Origin of the sequence: Rhizobium sp. HT1-10 (assembly GCF_049472505.1) — a bacterium.
In the GTDB taxonomy this organism is placed as follows: domain Bacteria; phylum Pseudomonadota; class Alphaproteobacteria; order Rhizobiales; family Rhizobiaceae; genus Rhizobium.
Genome location: NZ_JBCEBQ010000008.1, coordinates 184,446 through 197,187, shown reverse-complemented (window position 1 = coordinate 197,187; position 12,742 = coordinate 184,446). Strand labels below are relative to the sequence as shown.

13 protein-coding genes and 1 tRNA gene are annotated in these 12,742 nt (G+C 62.8%); 7 read left to right on the top strand and 7 right to left on the bottom strand.

Annotation, left to right across the window (positions count from 1 at the left end):
* Window position 1 precedes the first annotated feature (1 nt).
* Window positions 2-862, top strand: coding sequence for a phytoene/squalene synthase family protein (locus VH564_RS19665; protein WP_423341552.1), 861 nt, complete (start codon window positions 2-4; stop codon window positions 860-862).
* Window positions 863-935: 73 nt separating this feature from the next.
* Window positions 936-1,397, top strand: a complete 462-nt coding sequence (locus VH564_RS19660) for a hypothetical protein (RefSeq protein WP_423341551.1) — start codon at window positions 936-938, stop codon at window positions 1,395-1,397.
* Here the strand turns inward: VH564_RS19660 and trmFO are convergent.
* The 3 genes from trmFO to VH564_RS19645 form a co-directional block, all read right to left on the bottom strand.
* Window positions 1,388-2,857, bottom strand: coding sequence for a methylenetetrahydrofolate--tRNA-(uracil(54)-C(5))-methyltransferase (FADH(2)-oxidizing) TrmFO (gene trmFO, locus VH564_RS19655; protein WP_423341550.1), 1,470 nt, complete (start codon window positions 2,855-2,857; stop codon window positions 1,388-1,390). The two genes, VH564_RS19660 and trmFO, sit on opposite strands and share 10 nt — an antisense overlap.
* Before the next feature lie 98 nt (window positions 2,858-2,955).
* On the bottom strand, window positions 2,956-3,099 hold the full coding sequence (locus VH564_RS19650; RefSeq protein ID WP_111221763.1) for a DUF1127 domain-containing protein: 144 nt from the start codon (window positions 3,097-3,099) through the stop codon (window positions 2,956-2,958).
* A gap of 297 nt (window positions 3,100-3,396) precedes the next feature.
* Complete coding sequence (locus VH564_RS19645; RefSeq protein WP_423341549.1) at window positions 3,397-3,543, bottom strand: DUF1127 domain-containing protein; 147 nt, start codon at window positions 3,541-3,543, stop codon at window positions 3,397-3,399.
* A gap of 721 nt (window positions 3,544-4,264) precedes the next feature.
* Here VH564_RS19645 and VH564_RS19640 point away from each other — a divergent pair.
* From VH564_RS19640 to tig, 4 genes are all read left to right on the top strand, one after another.
* A complete protein-coding gene (locus VH564_RS19640; protein ID WP_423341548.1) occupies window positions 4,265-5,371 on the top strand; it encodes a DUF2157 domain-containing protein in 1,107 nt (368 codons plus the stop codon).
* Window positions 5,368-5,970 carry a GDYXXLXY domain-containing protein gene (locus VH564_RS19635; RefSeq protein ID WP_423341547.1) on the top strand — a complete coding sequence of 201 codons (603 nt, stop codon included), beginning with the start codon at window positions 5,368-5,370 and terminating at the stop codon, window positions 5,968-5,970. Before VH564_RS19640 ends, VH564_RS19635 begins: the two co-directional genes overlap by 4 nt.
* 141 nt (window positions 5,971-6,111) lie before the next feature.
* Window positions 6,112-6,196 (top strand) — tRNA-Leu (locus VH564_RS19630).
* A gap of 189 nt (window positions 6,197-6,385) precedes the next feature.
* Window positions 6,386-7,864: a trigger factor gene (gene tig, locus VH564_RS19625; RefSeq protein ID WP_423341546.1), complete on the top strand. Its 1,479-nt coding sequence runs from the start codon at window positions 6,386-6,388 to the stop codon at window positions 7,862-7,864.
* Between the two features lie 979 nt (window positions 7,865-8,843).
* On the opposite strand, the gene VH564_RS19620 is transcribed toward tig, so the two are convergent.
* The 4 genes from VH564_RS19620 to VH564_RS19605 are packed head-to-tail and all read right to left on the bottom strand — an operon-like array spanning window position 8,844 to window position 11,705.
* Entirely contained in the window at window positions 8,844-9,272 is a 429-nt protein-coding gene (locus tag VH564_RS19620; RefSeq protein ID WP_423341545.1) for an HIT family protein, read from the bottom strand.
* A 51-nt stretch (window positions 9,273-9,323) separates the two neighbouring features.
* Window positions 9,324-10,511, bottom strand: a complete 1,188-nt coding sequence (locus tag VH564_RS19615) for a GNAT family N-acetyltransferase (protein ID WP_423341544.1) — start codon at window positions 10,509-10,511, stop codon at window positions 9,324-9,326.
* The gene (locus tag VH564_RS19610) at window positions 10,501-11,238 is read right to left on the bottom strand and encodes a glycerophosphodiester phosphodiesterase (protein ID WP_423341543.1); all 738 of its coding nucleotides are present in this window, start codon (window positions 11,236-11,238) and stop codon (window positions 10,501-10,503) included. Before VH564_RS19610 ends, VH564_RS19615 begins: the two co-directional genes overlap by 11 nt.
* Window positions 11,235-11,705, bottom strand: a complete 471-nt coding sequence (locus tag VH564_RS19605; protein WP_423341542.1) for a RidA family protein — start codon at window positions 11,703-11,705, stop codon at window positions 11,235-11,237. The genes VH564_RS19610 and VH564_RS19605 overlap by 4 nt, the downstream gene beginning before the upstream one ends.
* 128 nt (window positions 11,706-11,833) lie before the next feature.
* Here VH564_RS19605 and VH564_RS19600 point away from each other — a divergent pair, with 128 nt between their 5' ends.
* The gene (locus tag VH564_RS19600; RefSeq protein ID WP_423341541.1) at window positions 11,834-12,658 is read left to right on the top strand and encodes a cell envelope integrity EipB family protein; all 825 of its coding nucleotides are present in this window, start codon (window positions 11,834-11,836) and stop codon (window positions 12,656-12,658) included.
* Window positions 12,659-12,742 lie beyond the last annotated feature (84 nt).

Sequence of the window (12,742 nt, the reverse complement as noted above, 5' to 3'; positions counted from 1 at the left end):
TATGGCGGCGACCGAAGGACAGCGCAGCAACCCCGACATCTGTCTCGCCACGCTCCGAGAAACCGATCGCGACCGCTATCTGGCGTGCCTGCTGGCGCCGGAAGACAAGCGCCGGTCGCTGGCAGCACTCTATGGCTTCCATGCAGAACTCGCCCGTATCCGCGACCTCGTGCACGAGCCGCTCCCCGGAGAGGTGCGGCTGCAATATTGGCGCGACCTGCTTGAGGGCCAGTCGCATGGCTCGACGGAGGCCAATCCGCTTGCCTCCGAACTGCTGCGGGCGATCGAGGCCCATCGGCTGCCGCGCGCGACGTTGATCAACATGATCGATGCCCGGATTTTCGATCTCTACGACGACCCGATGGAAAACCGCAATGCGCTGGAAGGCTATGCGGGTGAGACCGCTTCCGCGCTGATCCAACTGGCCGGGCTCGTTCTGTCGCCGGAGGATGCGATGCAGTCGAGCCATGCCGCCGGTCATGCAGGCGTAGCACAGGCGATTGCCGGCTGCCTGCTGCTGATGCCGCTGCATCGCCATCGCTGCCAGCTCTATCTTCCGCTCGATATCCTGACGGCCGTTGGGCTTGACCGACAGGCCTTCCTCGACGGCAAGGACGTCGCGCGGATCGGTGCTGCGATCGATGCCTTCGTGGGGCTCGGCCATGAGCATCTGGCCAAGGCCCGGGCGTCTGGACCCGTTCCAAAGGACTTGGTGCCTGCTTTTCTCCCGGTGGCGCTCGTCGGTCCAACGTTGCGAAGGGCGCGCGCGCTCGGCGCCGGCGTGCTCGACCAGCCGTTCCAACCGCCGCAATGGCGCCGGCAGCTCAGCATGGCAATCGCCGCCGTGCGCGGAAAATTTTGACGCTGGTCAAACTCGCGCAAGTCTCGCGCGTTATCGGCGATGCAGCGCCTCACGTTCCGAAGGGAGAATCGCCATGGCTATTGTTATCTGGTTGGTGATCTTCGCCGCGATCATCGGCTTTGGTTTCTTCGCGACCGGCATGGTGGCGCGCGACAGGGAAGACAGCCTCAACGACGTCGGCCTTGCCATTCTCGAATTCGGCCGCGCCTTCCCGCTGGAAGCGATCCGGCAGTTGCAGAAGACCAGCGATGGCAAGGCCCTGTTTGTCCGGCTGCACGATAACAAAGCCGGCTTCATGAAGGACAGCGGCAGGCATTTCGCCTGTCACCTGATTGAACCGGGCCGCGCCCGTGTGCGCGACGCGGCGGACAACCGCCGCATCACCATCGATTTCCTCGATGCGCCGCATCATAACGGCACTTACGCGTTCCCGTCAGCCAAGGAGGCTGCCGAGGTCTCGCTCTGGCTGCTCGGCAACTACGTCGCCACCGAAGACCTGGCGCTGCCAGACACGACAGCTGCCAATCAGGCCTGAGCGGCTTCTTGTCCGGCGACTTCGAGTGGCGGTTGCGCGACAGGCTCCGCAGCAGGTGGTAGGCCAAGCCAGGCCCTGCAATCGGCCAACGCCCGTTTTGCCACCAGCTGGCGCTTCATGATCGTCTTGTCCTTGCCGCGAAAGCGCTTGATGCCTTCGGGCTTGACGATCGAACCGGGCTCGAGTTCCGGGAACAATCCGAAATTGATGTTCATCGGCTGGAACGACCGCTTGCCGGGCTCCTCGTCGCTGACGATATGGCCGCCGGTGATGTGGTTGAGCAGGGCGCCGAGTGCTGTCGTTGCGGGCGGCAGGTTCGGCGTCTCGCCCTTTCGTTCGGCGGCGGCAAAGCGGCCGGCGAGCAGGCCGATGCTGGCGCTCTCGACATAGCCCTCGCAGCCGGTGATCTGGCCGGCAAAGCGAAGCCCCGGCCGCGACTTCAGCGCCAGCGAGTGGTCGAGCAGGACGGGCGAGTGGATATAGGTGTTGCGGTGCAGGCCGCCGAGGCGGGCAAACTCCGCATTCTGCAGGCCTGGAATCAGCCGGAAGATCTCCGCCTGCGCGCCGTATTTCAGCTTGGTCTGGAAACCGACCATGTTGTAGAGCGAACCCAGCGCGTTGTCCTGGCGGAGTTGGACGACGGCATGGGCCTTTACGCCAGGGTTATGGGCATTGGTCAGCCCCATCGGCTTCATCGGCCCGTGGCGCAGCGTTTCGCGGCCGCGTTCGGCCATGACCTCGATCGGCAGGCAGCCGTCGAAATAGGGCGTGCCTTCCCATTCCTTGAAGCCGACGGCGTCGCCGGCGACAAGGGCATCGATGAAGGCGTTGTACTGCGCCTCGTCCATCGGGCAGTTGATGTAGTCCTTGCCGTCGCCGCCGGGGCCGACCTTGTCGTAGCGCGACTGGAACCAGCAGATGTCCATGTCGATGCTGTCGCGATAGACGATCGGCGCGATGGCGTCGAAGAAGGCGAGCGCATCGGCGCCGGTTTCCTGCTGGATGGCTGCGGCAAGGCCGGGCGCCGTCAGCGGGCCGGTGGCAATGATCGCCTGGTCCCACTCCTTTGGTGGCAGGCCGGTGATTTCCTCGCGCACGACCGTGATCAGCGGATTGCCTTCGACCTCGCGGGTCACGTCGGCGGCAAAGCCGTCGCGGTCGACCGCGAGCGCGCCGCCGGCCGGCACTTGGTTGCGATCGGCGCAGGCCATGATCAGCGAACCGGCCAGCCGCATTTCCGCATGGATGACGCCGACGGCATTGCTGGTGGCATCGTCGGAGCGGAAGGAGTTGGAGCAGACGAGTTCGGCGAGGTCGTCGCCCTTATGGGCGTCGGTGCCGCGAACGCCGCGCATCTCGTGCAGGATGACGGGAATGCCGGAGGCTGCGATCTGCCAGGCGGCTTCAGAGCCGGCAAGGCCGCCGCCGATGACGTGGATGGGGGAGGAGGTTGTTTTCATGGGCGGGTCCATAGCACGGCGAGGTGCCTGTTCCAATCTCCCGGAATCAAAAACGGCGCCACCAGGGCGCCGTTTTTAAAGGAACGTTCCGTCGAAGATTAGCGGAACGAACGGTTTGCGATGTTGCGGATTTCGTAGCGGCTGATGCCGATGTCGGAGAGCGTCTGGTTCGACAGGCTGCCGAGTTCGCTCAGGGTGCGGCGATAGGAAATCCAGCTCTTTGCAATACGGATCGGGTTCATGGTCATATCCTCAGGTCGATCGGGTGGCGAACGGCGTGATTGCCGTGTCAGCGATTGACCCTCATATAGGCGATCGACCGGGAAATGTGCAGTGCAATTAAAAGGCTTCTGCCATGCGTTTGTGCAATGTGCCGCATAAATATCAGCCGTGAGCTAAAATTTAGGCGGCTTGCAGATATCTGCTTTTGGCCCTCTGGTCCGACGAGAAATCAAAGTAATGGGCAAAAGAGAACGCCCGCCGCGGAGGTCCGCAACGGGCGTTGTAAGGCGATCGCGATGGGCGATGCCAGGGTCTTGTTAGCGACCGGTGGCTTCGCGGGCAACGCGATGGATGTCGGAGCGGTCGATGCCGAGGTCGTGCAGTTCGCGGGTAGTCATGCGGCCGAGTTCGTTGACGGTCTGACGATACTTGCGCCAGTTGTTGTACGAGCGAGTGATGTTCATCGTAATCCCCTTTCCGAGGGTTGCTTGCCAGCCGCTCTTTGCTGCGCTGGCTTCCGTTTGATGAGTTGGAATATAATCGATTGAGATGATTTAAAAAGCGCTGATGCATCATGACACCCATGCGCTGCATGCATCTCTCGCATCATATTTCATCCTCAGTGGTTATAAAATGAGCGCATTTGTGAAGATTCTGTTGCGACTAACAGCTTCGTTCGCCGGCTCGTTAAGGTTTGCCGTGCTGGACGACGCGCAGGTGCTGTCAGGGGCGCCGCGTGGCCTTGGTTATCGTCGAAGGCGCTTAGTCGGGGGGAACGACGTCCGCCGATGGAGGAGAGCGGCGGACGTCGTTTGCTGGGATTGGCTGGGGGGGAGGCGCCAATCCGTCGGGGCCGATTGCCTGTGCCGCCCCGAATTCACTCTGCCGCTTCATCCGCGCTGAGAGCGGAGGGCGGCGCTGCTGCGGAGCACGAATCCTGCGAATCGCGTGCTGTGCGGAAAAGCGCGGTCAGCCATGTCTATAGTGCATGCCGGCGATGCGCGCGTTTTTCCATTAGGCGATCTTAATGTACGGGATTTAAAACTCCGTTAAAGCGCGATGGGCGGCCAGTTCTGCTGTTCCGCGGGTGATCCCGAAGAACGGCGTGAATGGCGTTTGCCTCCGGTTCGGTTTGCCCGATATATAGGTGAGGGGCGGGTGCGTCCGGCAGGGCAAGGGGAAGAGATGTATCGCGGCAGACTTCAGCGGGATATCGAGATTTGGGTGGGTAAAGGCCTGCTGGAAAAGGGGCAGGCAAGCGCCATACTAGCCGACTATGACAGCCGGCCGGCAAGCTTCAGTCTCGGGCGGGTGCTTGCGGTGCTGGCGGCGCTTCTGGTGGCTGCCGCAATCCTGCTGCTGGTGGCTTCCAACTGGGAGGCGATCCCGCGTCTCGTTCGAGCGATCGGCTGCCTCGTGCTGATCTGGGCCTTCTATCTGTCGGGCGCCGCCTTCGCCAACCGCGACCAGCCGCAACTGGCGACTGCCATGCTGCTGCTGGCGACGCTGAGTTTTGGTGCCGCCGTTTCGCTGGTGGCGCAGATGTATCATCTGTCGGGTGACGAGATGACCATGGTGCTGCTGTGGTTCGGGCTGGCCTGCCTGTCGGCGGCGCTGTTTCGCTCCGGCAGCCAGGTCGTGGTGGCCGGCTTTCTGGCCTGGCTCTATTTCGGGCTCTACCTCGAGGCACACGTCTCCGACTGGATCGGCTGGGCGCCCTATGCGCCGCCGATCATGGCCGCCCTTGTGCTGGCGCTGATCTATTACACCGGCGCCGGCCGGGCCCGGCATCTGGTCTATCTGCTCGTCATCGGCTGGCTGACCTGGATCTATTCGCTGAACCAGGGGCTGGGGATGGCCGTGCTCTATACTTCCATCGGCCTTGCCGCCTTTCTCACCGTCAGCCTGCCGCTGCCACCCCTGGCGGGGCTGTTGCGGACCGCTGGCGCAGCGCCGGCCTTTTATACATTCCTCGTCGTCGCCATCGGGCTCCTGATGCTGCACGTCGAGATCATCAGCGGCCCGAGGCTGGTGGCGCTGGGTGTGGTTACGCTGGCCATTTCCGTCGGCGCCATCGGCATCCGTGGCCGCGACAATGGCGCGGTGCGCTATCTCGCCTATCTGGTGTTTGCCGCCGAAATGCTGTTCCTGGCCTCCGAGACCCTCGGCTCGATCATCGGCACCTCGGGCTTCTTCCTCGTCTCGGGCCTGCTGGTCGCCGTCGTCGCCTGGCTGGTCATCCGCCTGGAGCGTCGCTTTGCCGGAAGCCGGAAGCCGGAGATGGCAGCATGAGTTATCTCAGCGACACCGTTCATCCCCGCCGCGCGCTCGGCCGGCGCGCCTTTATCGCCGCCATCGCGCTGGCGCTGCTGCAGACCGGCATCCTCGCCACTATGGTGACAAGTCACGCGGTCATCCTGCGCAATGGCGCAGAAGTCCTGTTGAAGGCGGCGCCGGTCGATCCGCGGGATCTCCTGCGCGGCGAATACGCCATCCTCAACTACGACATCTCCAGCGTGCCGGTGGAGACGCTGACCGGGGCGCGGCCGCAAGGCAAGGGCGAGCAGCGCCTGTCGGTGCGGCTGAAGAAGCAGGCCGACGGCTACTGGGGCATCGCCGAATCATCCTTCGGGTCGTTGGCGGCGGAGGAGGGCTCGGTGGTGCTTATGAGCCTGCCCTTCGACTATCGCCCGTCGGATTACACGACCGCCATACGGGTCGATTACGGCATAGAGAGCTACTATGTGCCCGAAGGCGAGGGGCGGCATCTCGAGCAGGCGCCGGCGGAGGGCCGGCTGGCTATAGCCGCCAGCGTCTCTGCCGCTGGCACGGCACAGATCAAAAGCCTGCTTCTCGACGGCAAGCCCGTCTATGACGAGCCCTTCTACTGACTGTTTTCGCAAAAATCGGCCATTCCCCGCTCCCGGACGCACAAGTGTCATTTTTCCTTTGCGCGGTTTGAATCGGGTGATATAGAGACGCCGCGCTCCGGAAGGCCTCATGCGTAGGCATTGCTATGCGGTTTTAGGGACGCGGGTATGGTGAAATTGGTAGACACGCCAGATTTAGGTTCTGGTGCCGCAAGGCGTGGGAGTTCAAGTCTCTCTACCCGCACCAAGGCTGCTTTGCTGCCGGGGGAGGCTGATACAGTCTGACCCAAAAGCTTAGAGAGAAGACGCGCCATTTTGCCGTTTGCAAAATGTCAGAGAATTGCATGAAAAGCCACGCCCGGTCGTCGGTCCGGCGTCGTGCTCATTGAAACGAACGGCTGTCTGGGCACGGCCGCTACGAATTGAAGGTAAGAAGATGCAGGTTATCGAAACGCTGGCCGAAGGTCTGAAGCGCGAAATCAAGGTCGTCATTCCGGCCAAGGACATGGAAGGCCGCATGAACGAGCGCCTTGCCGAGGTCAAGGACAAGGTCAAGATCAACGGCTTCCGTCCGGGCAAGGTGCCGCCTGCGCATCTGAAGAAGATGTACGGCAAGTCGATCATGGCCGAGCTCGTCAATGAGATCGTCCGCGACCAGCCGGCGCAGATCCTGACCGGCCGCGGCGAAAAGTCCGCCACCCAGCCTGAAATCGCCATGACCGAAGACAAGGACGAAGCCGAGAAGATCCTCGCTGCCGAAGCCGACTTCGAGTTCACGCTCTCCTACGAAGTCATCCCGGCCATCGAACTGAAGCCGGTCGGCGGCATCAAGGTCACCCGCGAAGTTGCCGAGATCGGCGAAGACGAAGTGACCGAGCAGATCATGAAGATCGCCGAAAGCGCGCGCAGCTACGAGACCAAGGAAGGCCCGGCTGCCGATGGCGACCGCGTCACCCTCGATTACCTCGGCAAGGTCGACGGCGAAGCCTTCGACGGCGGCAAGGACGAGAATGCCGAGCTGATCATCGGCTCGAACCGCTTCATCCCCGGCTTCGAAGAGCAGCTGGTCGGCGTCAAGGCCGGCGACGAGAAGGTCATCACCGTTACTTTCCCGACCGAATATCCTGCCAAGAACCTGGCCGGCAAGGAAGCCACCTTCGACCTCGTCATCAAGGACGTCGCTTCTGCGGCTGCAACCGAGATCAACGACGAACTGGCCACCAAGCTCGGCCTCGAATCGGCCGATCGCCTGAAGGAAATCGTTCGCGGCCAGATCGAAAGCCAGTACGGCTCGGTCACCCGCCAGAAGGTCAAGCGTCAGATCCTCGACCAGCTCGACGAAATGTACCAGTTCGACACCCCGCAGAAGCTGGTAGAAGCCGAATTCGAAAGCATCTGGCGCCAGATCCAGACCGATCTCGGTGAATCAGGCAAGACCTTCGAGGACGAAGACACGACGGAAGAAGCCGCCCGTGCCGAATACCTGAAGCTTGCCGAACGCCGCGTCCGCCTCGGCCTCGTTCTCTCTGAAATCGGCGAAAAGGCCGGCATCGAAGTGAGCGAAGACGAGCTGCAGCGCGCGCTCTACGAACAGCTCCGCCAGTTCCCGGGCCAGGAAAAGGAAATCCTGGAATTCTTCCGCAACACGCCGGGCGCCTCCGCCAACCTGCGCGCGCCGATCTTCGAAGAGAAGGTCATCGACCATCTGCTTTCGGAAGTCGACGTGACGGACAAGACGGTCACTAAGGAAGCCCTGCTCGCCGAAGACGACGACAGCGCTGACGATGGCAAGAAGAAGGCCGCCCCGAAGAAGAAGGCTGCCAAGGCCGAGGCTGCAGAAGCCGAAGGCGAGGAAGCCGCTCCGAAGAAGAAGGCCGCTCCGAAGAAGAAGGCTGCCGAGGACGCTGCCGAGTAATTTCGGCGCTCTTTGCGAAGTTTGAAGGCCCTGCCGGTGACGGCGGGGCCTTTTTGCGTCTGGGGGATGGTTCGCGGCTGGGGGCGATGGCGTCCTGGTCGCGGCACCCCCCCTCTGTCGGCGACGCCGACATCTCCCCCACAAGGGGGGAGATCAGCCGAGAGCGCTGAGTCTTCTCACAAAAGGGTGCTGCGATCTCGCGGTTGCATGGGACAAGACAGGCGCCAGCCGATCTCCCCCCTTGTGGGGGAGATGTCACGCAGTGACAGAGGGGGGCGGGCTTACTCCGGAGGTCGTTTCATGGGCTGCGATTGAGCTTGGGGCCAATGGCACCCTGGTCGTGGCGACACCCCCTCTGTCGGCGACGCCGACATCTCCCCCACAAGGGGGGAGATTAGCCGAGAGCGCCGGGTCTCCTCACAAAAGGGTGCTGCGATCTCGCGGCCGGATGGGACAAGACAGGCGCTCCAGCCGATCTCCCCCCTTGTGGGGGAGATGTCACGCAGTGACAGAGGGGGGCGGGCTTGCTCCCGAGGTCGTTAGGACCTGCCACAGGTTTGGGCCGGATACCCGACTGCGGCGCGCAGGGCTATCGGCTGCGGCGGGCCAAGCTGCGTCCAGACGTGCGGGGACAGAGCGGCGTTTGGTGCGCGTTGCACTTTGCATGTCGCGCCGCGCCTGACAAACGGGCGGGCGGGGACAAGAACGATGCAATCAAAGATCGATCGCTCAGCCATCGCTGGCAGAACCAGAAGGGCTGGCAGGAGCGGGCGAATAACGGGATGTTCCTGATCGAGCTCTGCGGCGTGCTCGACGTGCCGTATCCGGACGCTGCCCGCGCGCTGTACGAGACCAACGACTATGCCTTCGAGCGGGTGGTCAAGGAGGTCGGGCGACGGGGCGACGTTGGCGAGGCGGATCGATCTCTCCGAGCGCGACTGCTAAGCCGTCACTCCGGCCGCACTCCGTGTTCGGTCTTTCAGCTCATCGCTTCGATGATCTTGCGCGCGTTCTCCGCCAGCACGCCGCCGTCTTCCATCTTGCCGGAATGGGGCTTCAATGCCGTGCCTTCGTGGCGCGGGATGATATGGAAATGCAGGTGGAACACCGTCTGGCCGGCCGACGGCTCGTTGAACTGGGCGATGTAGATGCCATCGGCGTCGAAGGCGTCCTTGACCGCATTGGCGACCTTCTGGACGACCCTGATCACCTGCGACAGCGCCTCCGGCGAGGCATCCAGCAGATTGCGCGAGGGGTGCTTGGGCAGCACCAGCGTGTGGCCGGGTGCCTGCGGCATGACATCCATGAAGGCGACGCTGTGATCGTCCTCGTAGACCTTATGGGAGGGGATCTCGCCGCGCAGGATCTTGGCGAAGATGTTGCTGCTGTCATAGGCTGGACTGGTCATCGATTTGCTCCTCACTTGAACGTCTGGCCACCCGGGGATCATCGGTGCCGTTTAGTTGTCCTGGCGCTCGCCCTTGCGGAACGGGCTGTGCTCGGACAAAATCTCGCCCATCTGCTCCACCTCCTGCCGCTCGCGCTCGAGATAGTCGCCGACGGCGCGGCTGAGGCCGGGGTGGGCGATGAAGTGCGCCGAATGGGTGGTCACCGGCAGGTAGCCGCGCGCCAGCTTGTGCTCTCCCTGGGCGCCGGCCTCGACGCGGTTCAGCCCCTTGGCAAGGGCAAAATCGATGGCCTGGTGATAGCAGACCTCGAAATGCAGGAAGGGATGATCCTCGATGCAGCCCCAGTGGCGGCCGTAGAGGGCGTCGCCGCCGATGAAATTAATGGCGCCGGCGACATAGCGGCCGTCGCGCTTGGCCATGATCAGCAGGATGTCGTCGGCCATCCGCTCGCCGATCAGCGAATAGAATTTTCGCGTGAGATAGGGGCGTCCCCATTTGCGGCTGCCGGTGTCCATGTAGAAGGCGAAGAACTGGTCCCAGATCTCCTCGGTCAGGTCCTTGCCGGTCAGCCAGTCGATGGTGATGCCGCCCTCGAGCGCCGCCCGCCGCTCCTTCTTCAGGCCCTTGCGCTTGCGCGATGCGAGGGTCTCGAGGAAGGCGTCGTGGTCGGAATAGCCTTCGTTGATGAAGTGGAACTGCTGGTCGGTGCGGTGGAGATAGCCGTCTGTCTCGAACACCGCGATCTCGTCCTTCGGCAGGAAGGTGATATGGGCCGACGATATCCCTGTCTGGCGGGTCAGCTCCTTCAGCCCTTCGGCGAGCGCCGGCTGGATCATGTCACGGTCGTTGCCCTCGGCGACCAGAAGGCGCGGTCCGGTTGCCGGCGTGAACGGCACGGCGCATTGCAGCTTCGGGTAATAGTCGCCGCCGGCGCGCTCGAAGGCGTCGGCCCAGCCCTGGTCGAAGACATATTCGCCCTGGCTGTGATTTTTCAGGTATCCGGCGACCGCACCGAGCAGGATGCCGTCCGCCGTCTCCAGCAGCAGGTGATGGCCGAGCCAGCCGGTCCTCTCAGTCGCCGAGCCGGATTCCTCGAGCGAGGAAAGATAGGCGTGCGAGACGAAGGGGTTATAGGGCAGCGCGCTGGCGGAGCGGGAGGCTCCGGCGAGCCGCGACCAGCTCGTCGAAGGGATGGATTTGAAAGAACGTTCGGCGCGAAAGATCAGTTCATCTGCCATGAATAAAGGTGGGGCTCTCCCTGGGGTCAAAACCTTCGAAGGTCATCTGGTCGGCATTGTCGAAGGTCCGCTTGACGCCGGCCTCGTCGCGGACGGTCCAGGTGATCACCGGTATGCCGCGCTGCCGCTGCGCCGTGATGAAGGCGTTCGGCAGGTCGCCATGGAAATAGGAAATGAAGTCTAGACCCAACTGCATGGCTTCGTCATGGGCAAAAAACGTCTCGGGCTTGAAACCGTCCGCTGTCAGGCCAACCGGGTAGGGCGGGTTTAGCGCCTTGAGGTCCTTCAAGAGCCAGTGATCGAAGCTCATCAGCGCCACTGGACCCTTGTAGCCTTCGAGCACCTCCAGCACCGTCTCGGCAAAACCCGCATCCTCGCCGATCTTGCCCTTCAGTTCGAGCACCAGCGGCACCTTGCCGTCGGTAAGCTGCAGCAGCTTCTTCAGCGTCGGGATCCTGTCCTTCGTGCCGCCGACCGACAACAGCCCGAGCTCCTGCGAACTGCGGTCCCTGACGGCGCCCGGCAGGTTGCAGAGGCGCTGCAGGTCGTCGTCGTGAAAAACAACCGGCACGCCATCCGCCGCATAGTGCAGGTCGCACTCGATGGCGAAGCCCGCCTCGATGGCACGGGAGAAGGCCGACAGCGTATTTTCCCAGATCGTCTTGTTCATGTCGTGATAGCCGCGATGGGCAATCGGTTGGGCAGTCAGCCAGGCGAAGTCGTTCATTCGGCGATTTCCATGACGGCATCGATCTCGACGGCGGCGTTGAACGGCAAGGCCGCCATGCCGACGGCGGCGCGGGCATGCTTGCCGGCCTCGCCGAGCACGGTGGCGAGCAGGTTCGACGCACCGTTGATGACCAGATGCTGCTCGCCGAACTCAGGCACCGAGGCCACGAAGCCGTTGAGCTTGATCAGCCGCTTGATCCGGCCGAGATCGCCGCCAAGTGCTGCGCTCGCCTGCGACAGGATGTTGATGGCGCAGAGCTCGGCCGCCCGCTGGCCGGTGGCCACGTCGACATTGCGACCGAGATGGCCGGTCACGGCGACCTTGCCGTTCTCCATCGGCAGTTGCCCGGAAATGGTGAGCAGATTTCCGCTGATGACATAAGGTACGTAGTTGGCGGCAGGGGCCGCGGCCTGGGGCAGGGTGATGCCCAGCGCGGTCAGGCGACCGTTAATCTCGTCGGACATTTTCGTCTCCCGTTTTGTTGTATGTTCTTCAAAAATCCGTCATCAAGGCGCAGCCGCATGCGACGCTGCCTTTGTTTAACCGAAAGCGTTCTTATAACATCATGGGCGAGTCCAACAGGAGATAATGCATGTTCCGTTCGAACCTTGCCGCGGTTCTCCTTGGCGGCGCGAGCGCTTTTTGCCTGCCGCTGGCGGCCGAGGCAGCCGGGCCAAGCGGGCTTGTCGCCCATCGCGCCATCTACGATCTCGAGCTCAAGGACGCCACTGATCGCTCCGGCATTGCCGGCATGTACGGCCGCATGGTCTATGAATTCACCGGCTCGGACTGCACCGGCTTCACCACCAATTTCCGCTTCGTGACGCAGATCGATACGGGCGACGCGACACGCATGAGCGACCAGCAGACGACCACCTTCGAGGACATCGCCAAGCGGACCTTCAAGTTCGAGACCAAGTCGTTTACCGACGATGCGCTCGACAAGGATGTCCGCGGCGCTGCTGCCGATGGTGCCAAGGGCGTCAAGGTCAACTTGACGCAGCCGTCGGCCAAAGAGATCGATCTGGCCGAAAGCCGTTTTCCGACCGAGCACATGCTCGACATCATCCAGAACGCCAAGCTCGGCAAGACCTTCTTCGAGGCGCACGTGTTCGATGGCTCGGACGACGGCGATCGGGCGCTGGTCGCAACCACGGTGGTCGGCAAGGCCGAAACGCCGAAGCTCGACGATGCCGATGCCGACAAGGCGGGCGCCTTCTCCAAGACATCCTTCTGGCCGGTGACGGTTGCCTACTTCAACGAGAAGTCCCATGGCGACGCGACGCCGGTCTATCGCATGTCGTTCAAGCTCTATGAAAACGGCATCACCCGAGACCTGACGATGGATTACGGCGACTTCGTCCTGACAGGCAAGCTGGCGAAGCTCGAGATGCTGGACGCCAAGGCCTGCAAGTAGGGCGTCACACCCACGGTATCGTCCTCCTCGGGCTTGTCCCAAGGATCTAACCCACTTCAATCGAATGGGAGCTATCCGCAGATC

Coding starts and splice junctions, on each gene's coding strand:
- VH564_RS19635 (WP_423341547.1), top strand. CDS start 5,368: ATGAGTTATCTCAGCGACACCGTTCATCCCCGCCGCGCGCTCGGCCGG.
- VH564_RS19640 (WP_423341548.1), top strand. CDS start 4,265: ATGTATCGCGGCAGACTTCAGCGGGATATCGAGATTTGGGTGGGTAAA.
- VH564_RS19665 (WP_423341552.1), top strand. CDS start 2: ATGGCGGCGACCGAAGGACAGCGCAGCAACCCCGACATCTGTCTCGCC.
- tig (WP_423341546.1), top strand. CDS start 6,386: ATGCAGGTTATCGAAACGCTGGCCGAAGGTCTGAAGCGCGAAATCAAG.
- VH564_RS19660 (WP_423341551.1), top strand. CDS start 936: ATGGCTATTGTTATCTGGTTGGTGATCTTCGCCGCGATCATCGGCTTT.
- VH564_RS19605 (WP_423341542.1), bottom strand. CDS start 11,705: ATGTCCGACGAGATTAACGGTCGCCTGACCGCGCTGGGCATCACCCTG.
- VH564_RS19645 (WP_423341549.1), bottom strand. CDS start 3,543: ATGAACATCACTCGCTCGTACAACAACTGGCGCAAGTATCGTCAGACC.
- VH564_RS19615 (WP_423341544.1), bottom strand. CDS start 10,511: ATGGCAGATGAACTGATCTTTCGCGCCGAACGTTCTTTCAAATCCATC.
- trmFO (WP_423341550.1), bottom strand. CDS start 2,857: ATGAAAACAACCTCCTCCCCCATCCACGTCATCGGCGGCGGCCTTGCC.
- VH564_RS19650 (WP_111221763.1), bottom strand. CDS start 3,099: ATGAACCCGATCCGTATTGCAAAGAGCTGGATTTCCTATCGCCGCACC.
- VH564_RS19620 (WP_423341545.1), bottom strand. CDS start 9,272: ATGACCAGTCCAGCCTATGACAGCAGCAACATCTTCGCCAAGATCCTG.
- VH564_RS19610 (WP_423341543.1), bottom strand. CDS start 11,238: ATGAACGACTTCGCCTGGCTGACTGCCCAACCGATTGCCCATCGCGGC.
- VH564_RS19600 (WP_423341541.1), top strand. CDS start 11,834: ATGTTCCGTTCGAACCTTGCCGCGGTTCTCCTTGGCGGCGCGAGCGCT.